This window comes from Caballeronia choica (genome assembly GCF_001544535.1).
In the GTDB taxonomy this organism is placed as follows: domain Bacteria; phylum Pseudomonadota; class Gammaproteobacteria; order Burkholderiales; family Burkholderiaceae; genus Caballeronia; species Caballeronia choica.
In genome coordinates this window covers 1-18,247 of the sequence record NZ_FCON02000152.1, presented here as the reverse complement: position 1 = coordinate 18,247, position 18,247 = coordinate 1, and the positions used below count along the sequence as shown (strand labels likewise).

The following is an 18,247-nucleotide window of genomic DNA, read 5'->3' as shown; positions in this document are numbered from 1 at the left end:
AATCGGAAAGTACGATCGCATCTGATCGACCGCCCGGACGCGTCGACGAGCCAAAACGAATTTTGCAGGTCGGACTATGCTAGATTCCCTTTGATAGACCTGTGATATGCCTGTCGTCCGCGCCCTGGCCGTGACACGGACACTTGTGGCAAGGCGCGCGCAAAGTGCGTATGAAGTAAGCTTGGCCAAGTTGAAACGCACTGGTCGATGGGATTTTTTTCGTTACGAATATCGTCCGCGCTTGAGCGCTTTCTCGCTGCTTCAGATTCCCGGAAGTCCTTCTCCGCTTCCGTGCCCCGCCTGCGCTTCAGACTTGAGTGCGCGAGAGCGCGCCGGCCGCGTACCAACTCGCCGACGGGGACGAAGCCGTCCTTACGATTGAGATTCAAGACGCGACGCCGTTGACGGATGAGGAATTCTCACCGACCGTCGCATTCGATACCGCGGTGCCTGTCGAGTCGTTTGGGAAACGCGCTTGATGAGTTCCGTTATTGCCGCGGCCGCGCGACCGATACGCTGCCCTGGATTGCACGGCGTTTGATTCCGATCAACTCGCCGCCCCACCGTCCGGACATGCTCAGAAGATCCAGTGAAGCAACATTAAGCCCATGGCTCGCTCGTCAGCTTTCGCACCGCAGTGCAGCAAAACCGGCAGTGGGAAGTCGCCTTCGGCCGGGCGGGCGCCCCATGCAGCCAGTGAGGCAAATCCGATCGTACGTGGCCTGAGCGATGCGCAAGTTGCCGAATTGCAAGAGCGCTTCGGCCGCAATATCGTCCAGTCTCGGGCCGGACATGGCTGGCGCCAGGCGGTGCTTGAGGTCCTGCGCGAACCGATGTTCCTGCTCCTCCTCGGTGCGAGCGCCGTCTACTTCGTGCTCGGCGACACGCTGGAGGCATTTGTCCTGCTCGTCTTCGTGCTCGCAATCGTCGCCCTCACCGTTGTTCAGAGTCATCGCACGGCGAAAGTGCTCGCGTCGCTACGCGAGTTGTCCGCACCCCGCGCCGATGTGCTGCGCGACGGTGAGCGGAAACTCGTGTCGGCAGCCGAGCTGGTGCCGGGCGACCTCGTTCTGGTGAACGAAGGCGCGCGCGTTCCGGCCGACGGTACCGTCCTCGATTCGCATGACCTAAGCGTCGACGAGTCGCTTCTGACCGGCGAATCCGAACCGATAGCGAAGAGCGGCGACAGTCCACTGTACTTCGGCTCAATGATTGTGCAGGGCCAGGCACTCATGAGCGTGACAGCAACCGGCGCGCGCAGCACGCTCGGTAGGATTGGATCTTCACTCGCCGCGATCGCTGAAAGCCCGTCGCCGTTGCAGGTTCAGGCGGGCACGTTCGTGACTCGCTTCGCGTCGCTTGCGCTGGCGCTCTGCGTCCTGCTAGCCTTGTTATACCGATGGCGCTACGGGGACTGGCTTCCCGGCGTACTCGGCGGCATAACCCTGGCAGGGCCTCCTGCCCGAAGAAATCCCCGTGATACTAACCGTGTTCATGGCCCTCGGTGCCCGCCGCATCGCCGACGCAGGGGTGCTCACCCGCCGCATGAACGCCCTCGAGCCGCTGGGCGAGACGTCGGTACTATGCGTCGACAAGACCGGCACGCTGACGCAGAACCGGATGTCGGTCCGAGCGCTGTATTCAGGGGAAACTCTGCAACTTATCGACGAAGCGACGTCGCATATCGACGAAGGTCAGCATGAACTGCTCGAATACCTCGTGCTCGCGAGCGAGGTCGATGCGTTCGATCCGATGGAGCGCGCCTTTCATGAAACCGGCAATCGATGCCTCGCCAACACGGAGCATCTGCACGCGGACTGGTCTTTGCTGCACGAGTATTCGCTTTCGCCCGGGCTGCCGGCAATGGCGCATGGCTGGGACGCCCCGCAGCTGGATCACCGGCCAGTCGCCTGCAAGGGGGCGCCCGAAGCGGTCTGTGCACTCTGTCGTCTCGACGCCGCCCACACCGCGGCGATCCTGTCGCGGGCCGCGCAGATTGCGTCGGGCGGCCTGCGTGTGCTGGGCGTCGCCAAGGCGCGTCACTATGGCGTCGACTGGCCAGCGCGCCAGCACGATTTCGACTTTTCGTTCGTCGGACTGGTGGGCTTGGTGGACCCGGTGCGCCCCGACGCCGCAGGCGCGATTGCCGAGTGCCAAGCAGCTGGGATACGCGTAGTGATGATCACTGGAGACTATCCCTCAACGGCACACGCGATCGCGGCCGAGGTCGGCATCGGTGCAGGTAGGATTGTGACCGGCGATGAACTGGCCGCGTGGGACGACGCACAAGTCCGGGGGGCGATCGCCACCACCGATGTCTTCGCGCGGGTGCGTCCCGAGCAGAAGCTGCGCCTGATTGAAGCCTTCAAGGCGCGAGGCAACGTGGTAGCGATGACTGGCGACGGCGTGAACGATGCGCCTGCGCTCAAGGCCGCACACATCGGCATTGCGATGGGCCGGCGCGGCACCGAGCTGGCCCGCGAAGTAGCGGCGCTGGTCCTCCTGCGCGACGACTTCGCGCCGATCGTCGCGGCGATCCGGCTGGGCCGGCGCATCTACGACAATCTCGGTCAGGCTATCAGCTATACGGTTGCGGTACACATTCCCATGGTGGCTGCCGCAATGATCCCTGTCATTCTCGGCTGGCCCGTGATGCTCGCCCCCTTGCACATCGTGTTTCTCGAACTGATCATCAACCCCGTGTGTTCGCTTGTATTCGAGAACGAGCCGGAACGGCGAGATCTGATGAAGCGGCCGCCGCACCGTACGCAGAAGGCGCTGCTCTCGAACGCCGCATTCGTACGGAGCGCTGCCGCCGGCGTCGTGCTCGCGCTGATCGTGCTTGCTGTCTACGCGGCCACGGTCGCGACCCGGCATGACGTCAGCCTCGCTCGAACCTTCGCGTTTCTCGTGCTCGTCGGCGGCAACGTCGCGCTAATTTTCGCGGTGCGCGTGATTGCGAGCCGAAGCATGTTCCGCCCTGCGGGCGTGGCAAATAACTACATTGGTCTTGTCCTGGCCCTGACCGCAACCGCTCTGCTCTTGCTCATGACGGTCCCCACGCTGGCACGACTCTTTTCGCTCGTCCCTTTACTCGCGCTCTACGTGTTCAAATGACCAAATGAAGGTGCCGCCTTCGCAGGCCGAGAGCGTACCGACCGGCGCGGGCTTTACTGTCGTTGGCTCGGACGCTCAGCCACACCCTTTATGAAACTGACTTGCGCACGAGCATCAACGGGGTCTCAGCCATCCGTGCAACCCGGCCGGCTACGCTGCCAAGTATCCACCGCGCTGGACCTCGCCGGCCATGGGTTCCCATGACGACCAAATCGGCACCCCAAGCGGCTGCCTCGCGAACGATCGTGTGAGCAATATCGTCGCTTGTGATATCGGTGCTGGCGAGCGATGCCTCGACATGCGCCTGCGCCAAGTTCGGAAGCTGCGCCAGAACCTCGCGAGCTTTGGCAATGGATGCGTTTCCCTCTTGCACAAAGGCATCTTCCAGCAGATGGATCGGCACGAAGTCACTGAACCGGACCGCGCGATCGACGACATAGATGACCTTCAGTTGCGCTCCAGGCCCGGCCAGTCGCGCGCCGATCCGCAGCGCCTCTCGCGACGTTTCACTGTCATCGATCGCGAAAAGCAGCCGTTGCGGTGCGTGGCTCCACTGCTTTTCGCAGTGAGCCGGCACAACGATAATCGCGCACTCGGCGAGTCGCATAACCGGCTCGGACACGGTTCCTTCGACCCAGCGCAGCAGACCATGATGCTGACGTGAACCAAGCACGAGCAGGTCCGCATGGAAGTCGCGAGCGGCGTCTGCGATTGCATGCGCGACGTCGCCCCCGTGCTTCGCCAGGTCGATGAGTTGCGCTTGAGCCGCGGCGGAAGACTGATCGAACGACGCATGCGCTTTTGCCAATGCGTTTTGCATGTCGTCCATCAACTCGGCGCGCGCGGCGCTCAAATCGAGGCCGGCCAGCGGCGCCGTTGGGATCAGGACGCGTGGATTCTCCACGACACCGATGATGCGTACTTGCGCGCCGGCCCCCATCATATTCCGCACAAAGTCCGCTGCGCGCTCCGACGCAAGTGACGAGTCGACGCACAGCAGAATTCGCTGGAAGCCAGCAGCCGTGCCCGGCGCTATGTTCGTGGTGCTTGGGTTCTTGGTGCTCATCAGTCTTCTCCTTTTGTAGCAGGAATGTATGACAACTCAAACCAACCATTCCATTTCTTCGAGCTGCGCGAGCTTGCGTTCGAGCCGACGAGTAAAAACGTCCAACAACCGGCTTTCCTCCCCGAGTCGCGTTTCGTGCGTCGTGATCGCGCACCGCGCGACAGGCTGTCTGCCGGCAAGCGAACCCATCTGTGCGAAAGCAGACTCACTGCCACGGCCTCGCAGCGTGCAGAAGAACGCCACGCGATGCAGGTGAGCGAGGTTCGTCGCAAGCCACGCACGCGTCGGTGCCGATACCGAACCGGCCCAGACCGGCGTGCCGATCACCACGAGTTCGCGAGCGTGGAGGCGACCCTGCGCGTTGTACCGGTGCGCGAGAAATACACGACAAGAACTCTGGCCTTAGACATGACATTTCTCCGTTCGACCGTCTCAGCGGGGTTGCGCGCTGGTTTAATTGCGCGTATCACGAGCATAAAGAGCTAACCGCAGCGACGGACTGACCTAAATCAAGCAAAGAATTGATGTCGACGCCAGCGCGACGCAGACCCGCGCGCTTGACATGCATCAACTCTCTTCGTTCGGGCGAGAAGTACGCTTGATCGAGCGGCGGCGCAGCGCGACGGCGCTTGAGTCCAACCAAACGATCAGTCCAGCCGAGGATCAATGATGAAGCTGACTTTTCTGGGAGCAACCGAAACGGTAACCGGATCGAAGTATCTGCTCGAAGGCGCCGGCATTCGCGTGTTGATCGATTGCGGGCTCTTCCAAGGCACCAAGAACCTCCGGCTGCGCAATTGGGGCGAGCTTCCGTTTTCGATCGACACGCTTGACGCAGTGATCCTGACGCATGCGCACCTGGACCATTCCGGCTATCTGCCGGTGTTGGCGCGTTCCGGCTATCGCGGTCCCGTGTACTGCACGGCAGGCACGCGCGACCTGTGCGAGGTCATGTTGCGAGACAGCGCGAAACTTCAGGAAGAAGAAGCGGATTTCGCCACGCGCCACGGTTTTTCAAAACACAAGCCAGCGCTGCCTCTCTACACATTGAAGGATGCCCAAGACGCACTGCGCCTTCTCGTTACCCGTGATTTCGATGTGCCCACGGTCCTGAGCGAGAACGTTTGTTTTCGGCTGCTGCCGGCTGGACACATCCTTGGAGCGGCGAGCGTCGTCGTGAAGATGGACGGCACAGTCGTGACCTTCTCAGGCGACCTTGGACGCCCGAATGACCCGATCATGCGGGCCGCGGCGCCGCTCTCACACACCGACTATCTGATCGTCGAATCCACGTATGGCGACCGGCTGCACACTCCGGCCGACCCCGCAAGCGAGCTCGAAGCCGTGTTCGAAGACACCTTCAGGCAAGGCGGTGTGGTCGTGATTCCGTGCTTTGCGGTCGGCCGCGCACAGGCAATCTTGCATTACATCGCGCTCTTGAAAGAAACCGGCCGCATGGCCCACGTGCCTGTCTTTCTCGACAGTCCAATGGCGACCAGTGTTACAGAGATCTATAGCCGGCACGTGCGCGAACATCGGCTGACGATGTCGCAGTCCAACGCAATAGGTCATGCGGCCACGATGGTGCGGACCGTCGATGAATCCAAAGCCGTCACGAGCAGGAATGGCCCGATGGTCGTAATCGCGGGCAGCGGCATGGCAACGGGTGGACGGGTCCTGCATCATTTGAAGGCCTTCGCACCCGACCGCCGCAATACGATCGCGCTCGTCGGGTATCAGGCGGCCGGCACGCGCGGTGCCGCGCTCGCGGCCCACGAACCGGCAGTCAAGATCCACGGCGAATACGTACCCGTGCGCGCTCGGGTGACATTGATCGACTCATTGTCCGCGCACGCCGACTACAGCGAAATCCTGGCATGGCTCGGCGCGATGCCTGGAGTTCCGCAGCGCACCTTCGTTACGCACGGCGAACCGGCCGCCGCCGACGCGTTGCGTCGCCGGATCTGGGAAACGCTGCATTGGCCGTGCGAGGTCCCGACATATTTACAGTCGGTCGAATTGAGAGCAGCGGAACAGGTCACCCCAAACACCCCTAAGTGACCCGACTTGATCAATCCGAAAGGGGATGCGGCCGATCCGCGAGGATCGGCTAGACGATGATCGTATTCGACAGCTTCAGGTTGATCCAGACCATGCCTTCTCGCAAAGCCGCGAGCACCGCTTCACGCTCGCTTTCCAAGGCCTTGCTCAAAATTATGCTCAAAGAGAACGCCATCGGATCCATGCTGTTCGACTCGGATCGTGCATCCGAACCCGCCCTCCGCCTCGTGTGTGTCAGCGGCGACGCTCCAGTCGGCGCAGGTCACTTTACCGGACAGACGCATGGGCGGGGACTCCATCATTCGACCTCGAGATTGTCGACCACCGCGTGAACGCCCGGTGCGGACCACGCCGCGCCCCTGGCGGCCATGCGTTCGGCGTACGTGCCCACCTTGCCGGCAAGCGTGACGGTGCCGTTTTGCACATCGATCGCAATGTGCTTCGCTTCCCGTTCGGCATGTCGCTGGAGCGCTCGGCCGATTTTCTCGCCGACGTCGCCAGCAGCCAAGTTGGCACGCACTTTGATTAAATTCGCGACGCCTGTGACGCCCCGCATGTGGGCGATCCTGCGCGCGGCCACCTGGCTCTGGTAAGCCCAGTCGACGTCTCCGCTCAGCGTTACCCAACCCTTCTCTACCTGGACCTTCACGGCCCCTTCATGAAGTCCCACGGTCCAGCGCAACAGAGTATCGGCAGCGTTGGCGATGTCCGCGTCGTTGCGCACATCGGAATGAGGCAGGCGGACTTCCATTTCGACGACGACTGCCTTAACGCCGGCTACGCGCTGCACCGCCTTCTCTGCCGCCAGCTTTTCTGCATAGCTTGAGGGATGACCTGACAACGTCACCACGCCGTCCTTGACCTCGACGCCTATACCCGTCGAGTTCACGTCGGGCGTCCAGTCCAACTCCTCTTCCACGTCGTCTTTTAACTTGCGATCCGTTTTCATCGTGCCTCTCTCCGATACTTGATGAGCGCGCGGCGCACCGCACGCTCATGGGTCTCAATTGATCTGCAAACGCTTCTGCTCTGACGCCGTCTTCTTCGGCAACGTCAGCGACAGCACGCCGTCCTGGTACTGGGCCGACGCGCTCGCCTCGTCGATGTCGCTCGCCAGCGAAAACGACCGGCTGACTGCGCCCGAGTAGCGCTCGCGACGAATAACGCGCTCGCCTTCTTTCTGTTCCTTGTTTCGTTCCACCTTTGCGTGTATCGAGACTACATTTCCGTCGATTTTTACGTCGATATCCTTCTTTTCGACGCCCGGCAACTCGGCCTTGACCTGATACGCGGTGTCATTTTCCGTGACATCGATTTTCATTTGCGCGAGCGGCGCGTCCTCGTTGCTGATACCACGAAGCGGGCGGAACAGACCCTGAAACATCTCGGATACCGGTTCGATCGAGAACGGATCAAAACGAGACAAATTGCTCATCGCACATCTCCTTTAAGGTTTAAGAACTGCAACAAAACGGCCGATCGAGCTTACGCAGATCCGACCCAACCTGATGACTCGCAGCGAAACTGCGGGTGCACGAAATGACTTTAGACCCGCGCAACTGAGACCGGTTGACCTACGTCAAGCAACTCCAACCCAAGCGCGTCGTCGGTCGGTCGAAACCTTCCACGAGCGTGTAGGACGCGATTCGTGATCAGACACAGGGGAGCCCAGCCCGTCGTTGGGGCGCACGCGGGGCCAAGCTTTGCACGCACGCTTCGCGCGGTCCTCGGCGGTGCTGACGGAGGAAGACGGCGGCAATATCGGCGCCTCCGGGAAAGGCAACAGATGCCTTGCGGACGCTCGTCCCGGCACCAAGGTACGACGCGCGGTCAACGCGCCGAGGCTCAACCTGTTTAATCGGCTTCAAATGCCCGTCGAATGGGTGTCTTCAAGCGCGACGCTCGATCTCCCCGTTACATTCCAAGGCGTTGCCGACCGTTCGCGTCGTGGTCACCTATACCCGGCTGTGCGAACGATCCGATCCACGTGCATCGCTCGTCTGGCAAATTCGAGGGCGCCGCAGTGGACACGCCCATAACAAGAGTCACCGACTATCGTTCTTCCTCACCAGCAGCAATGGCATCTGCGTGAGTTCTGCGACCCGGCCGGAAACACTGCCAAGCATCCAGCGAGCTACGCCCCGTCTGCCATGTGTACCCATGACCAGAAGATCAGCCTGCCAGCGCGTTGCTTCACGCAGGATCGCGTGTGGCACGTCGTCGCTGGTTAGATCGGTTTCTGTAAGCGCACCATCGAGCATGACGCCCTCAGCGTCGCGCGGTGGCGCGAAGGCCTCCCGTGCTTTCGCAAGCGCCACCTTTCCTTCTTCCACGAAGGCGTCTTGCAGCACGGCAAGCGGCACGAAGTCGGTGACTCTCGCTGCACGGTCTACGACATAGATAGCTCTGAACAACGCGCCTGCCGCCGCCAGCTTCGAGCCGCTTCGCAGCGCCTCCAGCGAGGCGGGACTGCCGTCGACTGCGAAGAGGATACGCTGCGGTCTGCCGCTCCAATCCCTTTCGCATTGCTCGGGAACGACCAGGATGGCGCAACTCGCGATCTTCAGCACCGGAGCGGAAGCCGCCCGTTCGACCCAGCGAAGCAGCCCGCGGTGATGACGCGAACCGAGGACCATCAAGTCGGCCTGCCACTTCTGTGCCTCGTGTGCTAGCGCGTGAGCCGCGTCGCCGCCGTCCTTCACGAGATCTATAATCTCGCTATCAACTGACGCACCGGATGCGGTCAGGCACTCGTGCGCCGCAACACATCCGTCCTTCACCGCCTTGAGAAGTTGCGCATGCGCCGCGCTCAGATTGAAACCAGCGAGCGGACCTAACGGAAAGACCGCACGCGCATTTTCCAGCACACCAACGATGCGAACCTGGGTCTTTTCGGTCGCAAGTTGCCGGGCAAACCCGGCCAACCGTGCTGATGGTGTGGTCGAATCGATGCATAGCAGAATTCGACTGAAATCGGTGCTTACTTGGTACTCGGTTGCAGAATTCATCATCGGCTCCTCTACTCGTCCTAAGCCCGAACTTCAGGCGTTCTACCGCTTTTTCCCATTCACTTGCACGTGGCGCAAACAACGCGAACAACTCAACTCGCATCCGCCGATGACCATCGCACGCCGATCGGCTATTTTCCGACGGATTTCTGAGCTCCGTTAGACGCTGCATTCGTCGGCGCGCAGATCGTGGTTGCCCCGCGAGGTGTCTGCGATGCCGGGACCGGTATCAGAGGTGGGGCTCACGCCCCGTCACTCCACAAATGGGAGATGCCAAGTCACATCGACGCCCGGTTTCACGACGAAAGATAATCACCTTCGCGCGGCGCGGCATCAGTGGCCCGTCCCGATGTCTCGGAGGCACTCGGGACGTTGACTCAGTGAGCGCGTCTTATCAGCCCCGCTCGGTTCGCCGCTTCTCCCACGCCGGGGTCCTTGGCATCCACGAGTGCGCTCATTGGCATCCGCATTGCTAGAATGCGAATTGCACAACAATACTCTATGCATGGGTGATTTTCGGCCGTTGACCTACATCAAGCCTGCGAAAAACTGCGACGTACCCTCGGACCTCCATCAATTGCCGGGAGCGCTGGAAGTCGAGCTCGAGCCGTTTGGGCGCAGCCTTTTGAAATCCACTCTGAGACAAGCAGAAATCCACATACCCATAGTTGCGACAAGCGGCCAACCCTGATGGCTCGATACGTCAAGCGCGGTGCTGCACCGCGCCTTGCAACCGGTTTTGATCGGAACAACGACTGTTTTTCCGATCGCGAGATGATTGTCGAAGGAGGACCGAGGGCCAGGTTCGGGAACTCGCGACAGCGCGCGAGGGGTAAATCGTCCAAAATTCCGGTGCGCGCGCCACCTCCGTCAACTTTTCGAACCAATTCCGGACGAGAACTTGACCTGGGTCATCCACGCACCCGCTGACGCTGGATAAGCTTTTCACCCGAGCTTGTCACTTCGGCCCGTGTGGCCGATATCGGAGTATGCAATGCGTATCACCCTCCATCTTGACACTTTCGACCGTGTCTGCCCGTGTGGATACGCCATCCTTGAAATTGAAAAGGGCGCCCATCGCTGGCTGTGCAAAAGCCAGTGCGGCCTGATGCTGCCCCGCGAAGGCCCGTTGGTCAAAGCACAGACTGGCACATTGATGTGCGGTCCGACCGACCAGGTGCTTCTGTGCGTGCTCGAAGATTTCGATGCCTCTTCTCACGACGGGCCATTCGAGGGCGAGACCGGGCGCGCTCTTTGGTACGCCGATCAGGGAATCCAGCCTGCGGCGGGCCACTGGCACGTAGAGCTAGTTACGGATTGCGATGACTCGCCCGCGCATTCGGCCTCCCAAAGCGAGCGGGTCTGATCCCAATGGGAGAGGCATGCGCGTCTATCGGGGGGACGCATGATGACGGCGTCAACGAAGTTCGTCTATCTAAACTGATACTGATTAAGAGCGTAGCGACACCTCTGTCGTTGCCGTCTGGATGCAACCCGAGTGGGTCTGGTATGTTCGCAAACATCGAAAACTGCTGAAGGCGTTCTCCAACAACATGCTGCAAAAATTGGCCAGCAACGCTCTGCATGTCGTGTCCTGTTCCACGTCGCAGCTACACCGGTCGGTTGCCTGGCGCAGGCTGGGCCACCTGCACCGTGCGTCGCTTATCATCTCGCCTTGGCGCGAGGAATCAACCGTACCGCACCCCCCTGCATCCACAGCCAACCCAAAGCCGGCCAGCACGGGCTTCGGCGCGGCAGGCACCGCCCCTCGGCCGGCCTTCCGTTGCCTCTGACCTTCGGACACAGACGGCAAATGCGCCAAGCGCCGAAACGATGAAACCGCCATTCAATAAACCGGACGTTATATGCGCGCCAGTGTCAAGTCAGGACAGCATCAGTCCTGACGGGGATCAGCATTGAAGGGGCGCTCAGGCGACTTCGCAAGCGCCGCTCGCAGATCCTCCAAATGGGCTCGGTATCCCTGCGCATCTCCGTACGCTAGGAATCGCTGGTAGCGAGCGTGAGTGCCCAGGGCTTTGCGCGCGTGCTTGATCGGGCACCAGTACTGTTCCGTGCGCGCAGCTATCTCCGCGGTGTAGGCGATAAGTCCGTTGGCATATTCACAGTAACCACAGTTAAGCTTCTCAATGACGTTGAGGTAATTCAATTGCCAGCGATCAGGGATGATATAGTCCGCGCGCTTCACCTTCGCAATGCGAAACAGCGGAAAGCAGATCGCCTGGTAGACGGTCGCGCCGACGTCGAGCAGTACAAGTGGCACGATTAGTCCGTAAATAAACGGAGCGGCCACCCACCTGCGAGGTTCGCTCGCTTTGAGCCAAGCAATCAAGCCGATTCGCAAGTCCCGATGTAGGCGTTTGAGACTCGATTCGAACTCAACGCGTTTTCCTCGGAGCGTGAAGAAAATCGGCACCTCCCGATCGTGCAGGACGATCTGCAGTTCGTCTTCCAGTTCGCTGATTTGCGAGAGTAGTTGTTGCAATCTATCGGTCACTATGCTTCTCCGCGGTCGGAACATTCCAAATTTCTATGGCGTCGAATGCATTGTAGTCTTCCATTCGTTTTGCATTTCGAAAGGCTCGTGGAGAGCAGACTGCGTAGCAGCACGAAGATTAGACAGGGCGATGAAGAGAACCCGACAGGTCCGCCCCACAATTTTTGGGTCAGCCGCTACCCCGGGGGTTGAGAAGGATTGGTGGCTTCCGATCGGGCGAAACTCAACTGCCCCTTCATGTTGCCGCGTATATTTTCGGGGCACCGATCGGTGCCGGCTACCAGAGCGAAGGGGGATTGAGCAATGACCGAGAAGGCGGTGCCAGTGCAACAGCCAATGCGCATCGCAGGGCAGCTTGATAGAACGTCCGACACTAACACTCGGCTTTTCTGTCGAACACCGCACCTCGTTTGATCCTTCGCCATGCAAGCCCTAACGATGGTATGAAGAGCGAGGCACGCCTCTGTTTTCACGGACATCTCTATTGTCCTCGCCATTGATTTGCGGCGGCCTCCATGAACTGCCTGCCGACACCAGAGATACAACCCACCGCGCGGGCATCCTGGCGAATATGCGAGACGGTCGCGCTTCGCGCTCTCGGGACTTCGGACGCTTGATCCCGATCAAAACCCCGGTGCACCGGTGCGTCTCTGCCGCGTTTTTGGGCGCGACAAAAAAGCGGTTTGAAGTCGTAGCTCGTCGCTTCCCAGGCAGCCCCGCCACTTTATTCAGCATGTCGCGGCCAGGCCGATTTTCGGTTAGCATCTTTTGCGGGACTAACCGGGAATAATCATCCGAACGGCCGCTGCGCCCATCACGCCCGTGGCAATCCAGCCAAGAACAAGCAATGACCGGCTTGCGGTGAACGCCCCCATTCCCGACTTCTTCGACACGAGCTTAAGGATCACCACCATCAGCGGCAACCGCGACGACCCCGTTGATGACCGCGCTCCAAAACAGGGCCTTCATCGGGCTGATGGGCGAATACTGAATTCCGAGTCCGGCGAGCACGCTCACGGCGATGATGCCGTAAAGTCCACGAGCATCATTCACCTTGCGTTCGAGCCCCTCTTTCCAGCCCATCGCTTCGGAAAGGACATAGGCTCCAGAACCCGCCAGCACGGGTACGCCAATCAGGCCGACCCTAATCTTACTGTGTCACAAGTTATACCGTGTGTTGGTCTGCGCACAACACGGGCAGCGTGGAAGCCGAGCGATGAGCGTCCAGGCGATGTGGTACCGCAGCGTAGTAATCGAATCAGGAACGTGGCGCTGAGCGCGTTGGGCTTCCCCGGGGAATGTAATTTTCGGGTAATGCAAAGACTTCGCGTGCGACGGCGTTTTTTTTAGCGCCAGGCGAGTTCGCCGCAGCAATGCGTTCAGCGACGAGAAACCCGTAAGCCGCGATACTCAGCACCGCATGATGATGGAATCCGCGCCAGCCGCGGCCTTCGTAATGTCCAAGCCCTAGGTCCTGTTTTAGATCCTGGTAGTCACGCTCGATGCGCCAACGCATGTGCGCTTTGGCAACCAGTTCACCCAGCGTGATGTCCGGCGGCAGCGTGGAAAGAAAGTATTTCAGCGGTTCAACATCTTCAGCGGGCCATTCGATGAGCAGCCATTGCTCGGGATGCAAACGGGCGCGGCCCCGGTCGCCGCCGGCGTGACGCACGCGCACGGCGGCAAAGCGTCCGCTGAGCATGACGTTGGTCCCTTCGCGCCAGCATACCGTCTGGAATGCGCTCTGAGGCAATGCAAAGGCCAGTTCCTTGACCTTCACCGGTTTGCGCTGCGCCGTCTCGCGCGGTCTCACCGGCGGGCGGCCGCGGCCACTGTAGGGCTCAGGCGGTAGTGGCTCGACTCCGGGCGGCCAGACCACTACTGCCGATGTAATGCCTACGATATAGTCAAGTCCCAGTTCACAAAGTCGCTGACGAAACGTTGTGTCAACGCCATAGCCCGCATCTGCCAGCACACAGTGTCGCGGTGCGCCTTCGGTTACCAGCGTCTCCAGCTGTTGCAAGGCGATTTCCGTTTTCGTGGCAAATTTCACCTCGGGCGGCACGCCGGCTTTCTCGCGTCGCTGCGCATCCTCAGCCCACACCTCAGGCAGATACAGCCGGTAAGCGACCGGAATGCTTGCCTGCTCGTTCGCCAGCGAAATGCTCACCGCGACCTGACAATTGTCCTGCTTGCCCAGCACGCCACAGTATTGGCGCGTCACACCGACAGAATGCTTGCCCTTCTTTGGAAAGCCCGTGTCATCAATGATCCAGAATCCGCCGCTCGTGAAGTCCATCATCGGCACCAACCACTGGCAGACCCTTCTCAACATATCCTCGTCAGACCAGTCTGCTTTCGCGACGAAGTGATGCAGCGCTTGATGTCGTGAGCTGACATGCAGCGGATCGAGTCCCGCAGCCATCGGTTCCACACTCTTACGTGAAAGCGGCAACATCAAGCCGGTGCAGTAACCCTCCAGTCCGGCCCGCCGGTCCGCGTGTCCCAGTCCCTGCGCAAGGTGATCCAGATACTGTTCAAATCGGCTCAGGCTTACCATCACTTAGCGATCCTATTTAGATAGGAGACTAAAGTATATCATTTTTGTGACACAGTAAGACTAAGGATTCCAAGAGCAAAGAGCACGTAGGCGAAGTTGCCGTCGAGCGGCCGAAGTGCGCTGGCAGCCTCGGTTGGCGAAAACGTGGTCTTGATATTGGCGGCGAGTCCTTTCCCGGTGACCCGGCCAAGGTTCGCACACGTGGATTGCATCGCGGCCATCAGTGGAAAGGCCAGCGGCATCGTCCAGAGCATATTGAGACCGAATTGAGCGCCGGCTTGGGAATAGGTGGCTATGCCGCTCGGATCGTCGTCAGCTACGCCGGTGATCAGCCCTGGCCCGACACGCGACAGGGGGGTGCTCCCTCAGTCGCCCCCACAAGGCGCGAATGGCATTCACACGTTCCATCTTGCTTATCCCATCCTCAGAGCATCGCACGCAGTCGCCTCACGGCGCAATTGAAAGGTGCGGTCCGCGCCATGAACGACACCAGATAGCTCGCTCGCTTGCGATTTGTGTCGCGCCGGGGTTCAAGGCTCCAGCACGTATGCCCCGGGGGCCTCGCCAAGTCCATCGACAACCATGCGCGCATCGACCACGCCACTCGACTGCTCACGCAACCAACGCGACCAACAGAGCCACCACGAGCCTTCGACGACGGCGGCTTCGTCGAAGAACGCTTGGCGGCTACGGTACGGCGCGCCTTGCCCGCGCGTCGCGCGTCGATAATGCCGGCCCGGATGCCCGGGTTCCGACACAATGCCCGCGTTATGGCCACCCGCGGTCAGAACAAAGGTCAGGAGGTTGTGCGTGAGCAAATGCAGCTTGTAGACCGATCGCCATGGCGAGACGTGATCACGTTCGGTGCCGACGACAAACATCGGCTGCGCGATGTCGGATAACGCAACTGGACGCCCGCCGACGCAATAGCGTCCTTCGGCGAGATCGTTATGCAGAAAGAGCTGCGTCAGATATTCACTGTGCATGCGATACGGCATGCGCGTCGTGTCCGCGTTCCATGCCATCAAGTCACTCGGTTTGGATCGACGCCCGAGCAGGTACTCGCTCATCACCCGCGACCAGATCAGGTCGCGCGCGTTGAGTAACTGAAAGGCGGCGGCCATCTGTGCACCATCGAGAAAGCCTTGTTCCCACATTAAGGAATCGAGCGCAGCGAGCGCACTTGCGTCGATGAAAAGACCGAGCTCTCCGGGGTCCGTGAAATCCGTCTGAGCAGCGAGAAGCGTGACGGTACGCAGCTCGCCTGCGCGGCCGTCTCGCGCCAGGGTTGCGGCAGCGATCGCGAGGAGCGTGCCACCGAGGCAGTAGCCAACCGCGTGCACCGCTTCGCCAGAACACCGAGCGCGGACTTCGTCGAACGCGGCGAGCAATCCATGTGACAGGTAGTCATTCAGCCCGACATCTCGCGCTTCGGCGCCGGGGTTGCGCCACGAGATCGTGAAGACCGTGTAGCCCTCGCCGACCAGGTAGCGAATCAGCGAATTGTGCGGCTGCAGGTCGAGGACGTAGTACTTCATGATCCACGATGGCACGATCAAGAGAGGCTCGCGGGCCACTTGCGCAGTTGATGACGAATATTGCAGCAGCTCGCACAAGCTGTTACGCCAGACGACCTTGCCCGGCGTGATGGCGACGTTGCGGCCTGGAACGTAAGGGCTTCGCCGGATGTGCTCGCCTCTGGAACGAGTGGAGTAGTCTTCAAGATCCTCGATCCAGTGCCGCGCGCCTGCGGTGAAATTCGCGCCATCGCTGCGAATCGCAGCTTCGAGCACGACAGGATTTGTCAGCGCGAAGTTGCTCGGCGCGAACGCGTCGAGAATCTGGCGCGCGAGAAAACTCACCACTTGTTCGTGATGCCTGTCGACACCGAGCACGCCGGTAGTTGCGTCCTGCCACCACTGCTGCACTTGCAGAAAGGCATCGCGGTATGCGCTAAATGGCCAGCGCTGCCACGCGGGCGCTGAGAAGCGCGGGTCGTCCGTCGGCACGACGGGCCCCGGCGGCCTGTTCCGAGTAGCGTCCCGAGCGAGATCCATACACTTGCCGGGTGAAACCGCCAGATGCAATGCCCAGTCGAGCCACGCCAGACAGATCGAAGCGGGAGAGAGCCCGGATGTGGTCGCGGCGACCATCGCGTGTGCAGCACGATCCAGCGCATGATCCTTGACATTCGTGCGTGGCCGTCCGCAATCGCTTTGTGGCGCCGGAAACGGTGCTGTCGTTTCAGTGAGGTCACGTCTCATACGTTTGGCTCGTCGTCGATGTCATTGCATGTGCATACCGCCGTTGATCGCGAGGTCCGCGCCCGTGATGAAGGCAGCGTCATCGGAGCAGAGAAAGGCGACAAGCGCGGCGACCTCGTCGGGCTTGCCGAGCCGGCCGATGGGAATCTGTGGCAGGATCTTGTCACGCATCACGTCCTGCGGCACCGATTCGATCATTGCGGTCGCAAGGTAGCCGGGCGACACCGTGTTGACCGTCACGCCATGCTTGGCAACTTCGAGCGCAAGCGATTTGGTGAAGCCGTGGATGCCCGCTTTGGCCGCCGCATAATTCGTCTGGCCGAACGCGCCGCGCGAGCCGTTCACCGAGCTAATATTGACGATACGCCCGAAACCACGCTCGACCATTCGGGCAATAATCGGCTTGGTCATATTGAAGAGCGAGTCCAGATCCGTGCGCAGGACGGCATCCCAATTCGCCTTTGTCATGTTGACGAACCTCGCATCGCGAGCGATTCCCGCATTGTTGACAAGCACATCGACAATGCCGACATCGTTGAGCACGCGTTGAGCGCATTCGGCGCAGGAGTCGAAGTCCGCGACATCGACCACTTGTGCGTAAAATTGACGGCCATTATCGCTCTCCTGCGCGAGCCACGTTGCAACGTGATCATTGCGTTGCGAATGTGTCACTACCACTGTCATCCCAGCGTCATGCAGCCGCCGGCTGACCGCCGCGCCAAGGCCGCCCGTCCCGCCTGTCACCAGGGCGACGCGCCTAGACGGCATGATGGTCTCCTTTCGCGCCCTGTGCGGGAGCGGTAGGTGCGCCCGCCGCTTGCTGTGCCGCCCGCATGGCGAGCGTGAATCCGTTGACCCAGTCAGGGATGGCGGCCGAGGCGCCGCTCGCCGGTTTCGCATACCCGCCGGTCCACGCCGACTGCCAATCCTTCAGGATATCGGCGAACGCTTCGCCAACGACCGTTTGATTGCGCATCGCTACGCCCACGCCTTCCTGCCAAAGGCTCACTGTCGCAGCGAAGTACTCGCGCATGACCGTTTGCGTCGCGGTATTGAACTCACCCCAGTCTCTTGCGCGAGCCAGGGCTTCGCGCTCGCTTTCGAGCGCTTCCTTATCGCGTTCGATCCGCCGTACTTGCAGCGTACAGACATGTTGCCGCCACTCCTGCGCGAGCGAGCCAAAACGCAAGGCTAGTCGCAAGTTTGTGCGGCAGATGTCGAACGGGTCGTGAAATTCAATCTCCATGTCCAACTCCTTTTCGGTCGGGGTAGATCGGCCGGGCGACGGCCGGGCTCGCAGAGTCTCAATGTATGCGCCGTGCTCGCGCACTTGTTGACCTGTATCAATCGGAACGTACGACGCCTGCAAGCTGCAGACTGCTTGATCTGCGTCAACGGACACCGCGTCGCGGCCCCTAGACTCGAACCGAGGAAAACACTTAAGCGCTGTTCGACAACCGGAGCCACCTCAATGAGCTACAAAAGCATCGTTGTTCACCTTGACGCGAGCGAGCGCGCGCATCCGCGCCTCGAATTCGCCCTGCGCCTCGCGAAGCGCTTTGGCGCACATCTGACGGGGGCCTACGCGGTTTTCACCCCTGAGCCGCGCTCGTTCTATGTGATGGCCGGTTCAGCCGAGTACTTTGAAAAGCATGA

General features: G+C 60.7%; 12 protein-coding genes and 4 pseudogenes. 5 read left to right on the top strand and 11 right to left on the bottom strand.

The genetic code is table 11. From position 1 onward, the window contains the following. Nucleotides 1–608 precede the first annotated feature (608 nt). Nucleotides 609–3,117, top strand: a pseudogene (locus tag AWB68_RS36105) (cation-translocating P-type ATPase). Nucleotides 3,118–3,205: 88 nt separating this feature from the next. On the opposite strand, the gene AWB68_RS36100 reads toward AWB68_RS36105, so the two are convergent. Then, on the bottom strand, nt 3,206–4,183 hold the full coding sequence (locus AWB68_RS36100; RefSeq protein WP_087649031.1) for a universal stress protein: 978 nt from the start codon (nt 4,181–4,183) through the stop codon (nt 3,206–3,208). A gap of 24 nt (nt 4,184–4,207) precedes the next feature. Between AWB68_RS36100 and AWB68_RS51195 the strand changes: the two genes are divergently transcribed. Together AWB68_RS51195 and AWB68_RS36090 are read left to right on the top strand one after the other, a co-directional pair. Beyond that, nucleotides 4,208–4,669 (top strand): hypothetical protein, encoded by a 462-nt coding sequence (locus AWB68_RS51195; RefSeq protein WP_160110132.1) that lies wholly within the window; start codon nt 4,208–4,210, stop codon nt 4,667–4,669. A 183-nt stretch (nt 4,670–4,852) separates the two neighbouring features. Continuing rightward, the gene (locus AWB68_RS36090; protein ID WP_087649033.1) at nt 4,853–6,244 is read left to right on the top strand and encodes an MBL fold metallo-hydrolase RNA specificity domain-containing protein; all 1,392 of its coding nucleotides are present in this window, start codon (nt 4,853–4,855) and stop codon (nt 6,242–6,244) included. Nucleotides 6,245–6,542: 298 nt separating this feature from the next. Here the strand turns inward: AWB68_RS36090 and AWB68_RS36080 are convergent, their stop codons facing one another. From AWB68_RS36080 to AWB68_RS36070, 3 genes are all read right to left on the bottom strand, one after another. Beyond that, nucleotides 6,543–7,193 carry a BON domain-containing protein gene (locus tag AWB68_RS36080; RefSeq protein ID WP_087649030.1) on the bottom strand — a complete coding sequence of 217 codons (651 nt, stop codon included), beginning with the start codon at nt 7,191–7,193 and terminating at the stop codon, nt 6,543–6,545. A 54-nt stretch (nt 7,194–7,247) separates the two neighbouring features. After that, a complete protein-coding gene (locus AWB68_RS36075) occupies nt 7,248–7,679 on the bottom strand; it encodes an Hsp20/alpha crystallin family protein (protein WP_087649029.1) in 432 nt (143 codons plus the stop codon). 610 nt (nt 7,680–8,289) lie between these two features. Further along, nucleotides 8,290–9,252: a universal stress protein gene (locus AWB68_RS36070; protein ID WP_235028688.1), complete on the bottom strand. Its 963-nt coding sequence runs from the start codon at nt 9,250–9,252 to the stop codon at nt 8,290–8,292. 994 nt (nt 9,253–10,246) lie between these two features. On the opposite strand from AWB68_RS36070, the gene AWB68_RS36065 reads away from it, so the two are divergent. Continuing rightward, entirely contained in the window at nt 10,247–10,618 is a 372-nt protein-coding gene (locus tag AWB68_RS36065) for a DUF3564 family protein (RefSeq protein ID WP_087649027.1), read from the top strand. Between the two features lie 528 nt (nt 10,619–11,146). On the opposite strand, the gene AWB68_RS36060 is transcribed toward AWB68_RS36065, so the two are convergent. From AWB68_RS36060 to AWB68_RS36030, 7 genes and pseudogenes are all read right to left on the bottom strand, one after another. Beyond that, on the bottom strand, nt 11,147–11,767 hold the full coding sequence (locus AWB68_RS36060) for an ACT domain-containing protein (protein ID WP_087649032.1): 621 nt from the start codon (nt 11,765–11,767) through the stop codon (nt 11,147–11,149). Nucleotides 11,768–12,543: 776 nt separating this feature from the next. Next, nucleotides 12,544–12,910, bottom strand: a pseudogene (locus tag AWB68_RS36055) (divalent metal cation transporter); the annotation flags it as partial. Between the two features lie 22 nt (nt 12,911–12,932). Beyond that, a pseudogene (locus AWB68_RS36050) lies at nt 12,933–14,327 on the bottom strand (IS701 family transposase). A gap of 134 nt (nt 14,328–14,461) precedes the next feature. Further along, nucleotides 14,462–14,735, bottom strand: a pseudogene (locus AWB68_RS36045) (divalent metal cation transporter); the annotation flags it as partial. A 122-nt stretch (nt 14,736–14,857) separates the two neighbouring features. Beyond that, a complete protein-coding gene (locus tag AWB68_RS36040; RefSeq protein WP_087649025.1) occupies nt 14,858–16,591 on the bottom strand; it encodes a PHA/PHB synthase family protein in 1,734 nt (577 codons plus the stop codon). Nucleotides 16,592–16,612: 21 nt separating this feature from the next. Next, nucleotides 16,613–17,359: an acetoacetyl-CoA reductase gene (phbB, locus tag AWB68_RS36035; protein WP_087649024.1), complete on the bottom strand. Its 747-nt coding sequence runs from the start codon at nt 17,357–17,359 to the stop codon at nt 16,613–16,615. Beyond that, complete coding sequence (locus AWB68_RS36030; protein WP_087649023.1) at nt 17,349–17,837, bottom strand: hypothetical protein; 489 nt, start codon at nt 17,835–17,837, stop codon at nt 17,349–17,351. Before AWB68_RS36030 ends, phbB begins: the two co-directional genes overlap by 11 nt. A gap of 225 nt (nt 17,838–18,062) precedes the next feature. Here AWB68_RS36030 and AWB68_RS36025 point away from each other — a divergent pair. After that, on the top strand, nt 18,063–18,247 hold a 185-nt coding region (locus AWB68_RS36025; protein WP_160110131.1), incomplete at its 3' end, for a universal stress protein.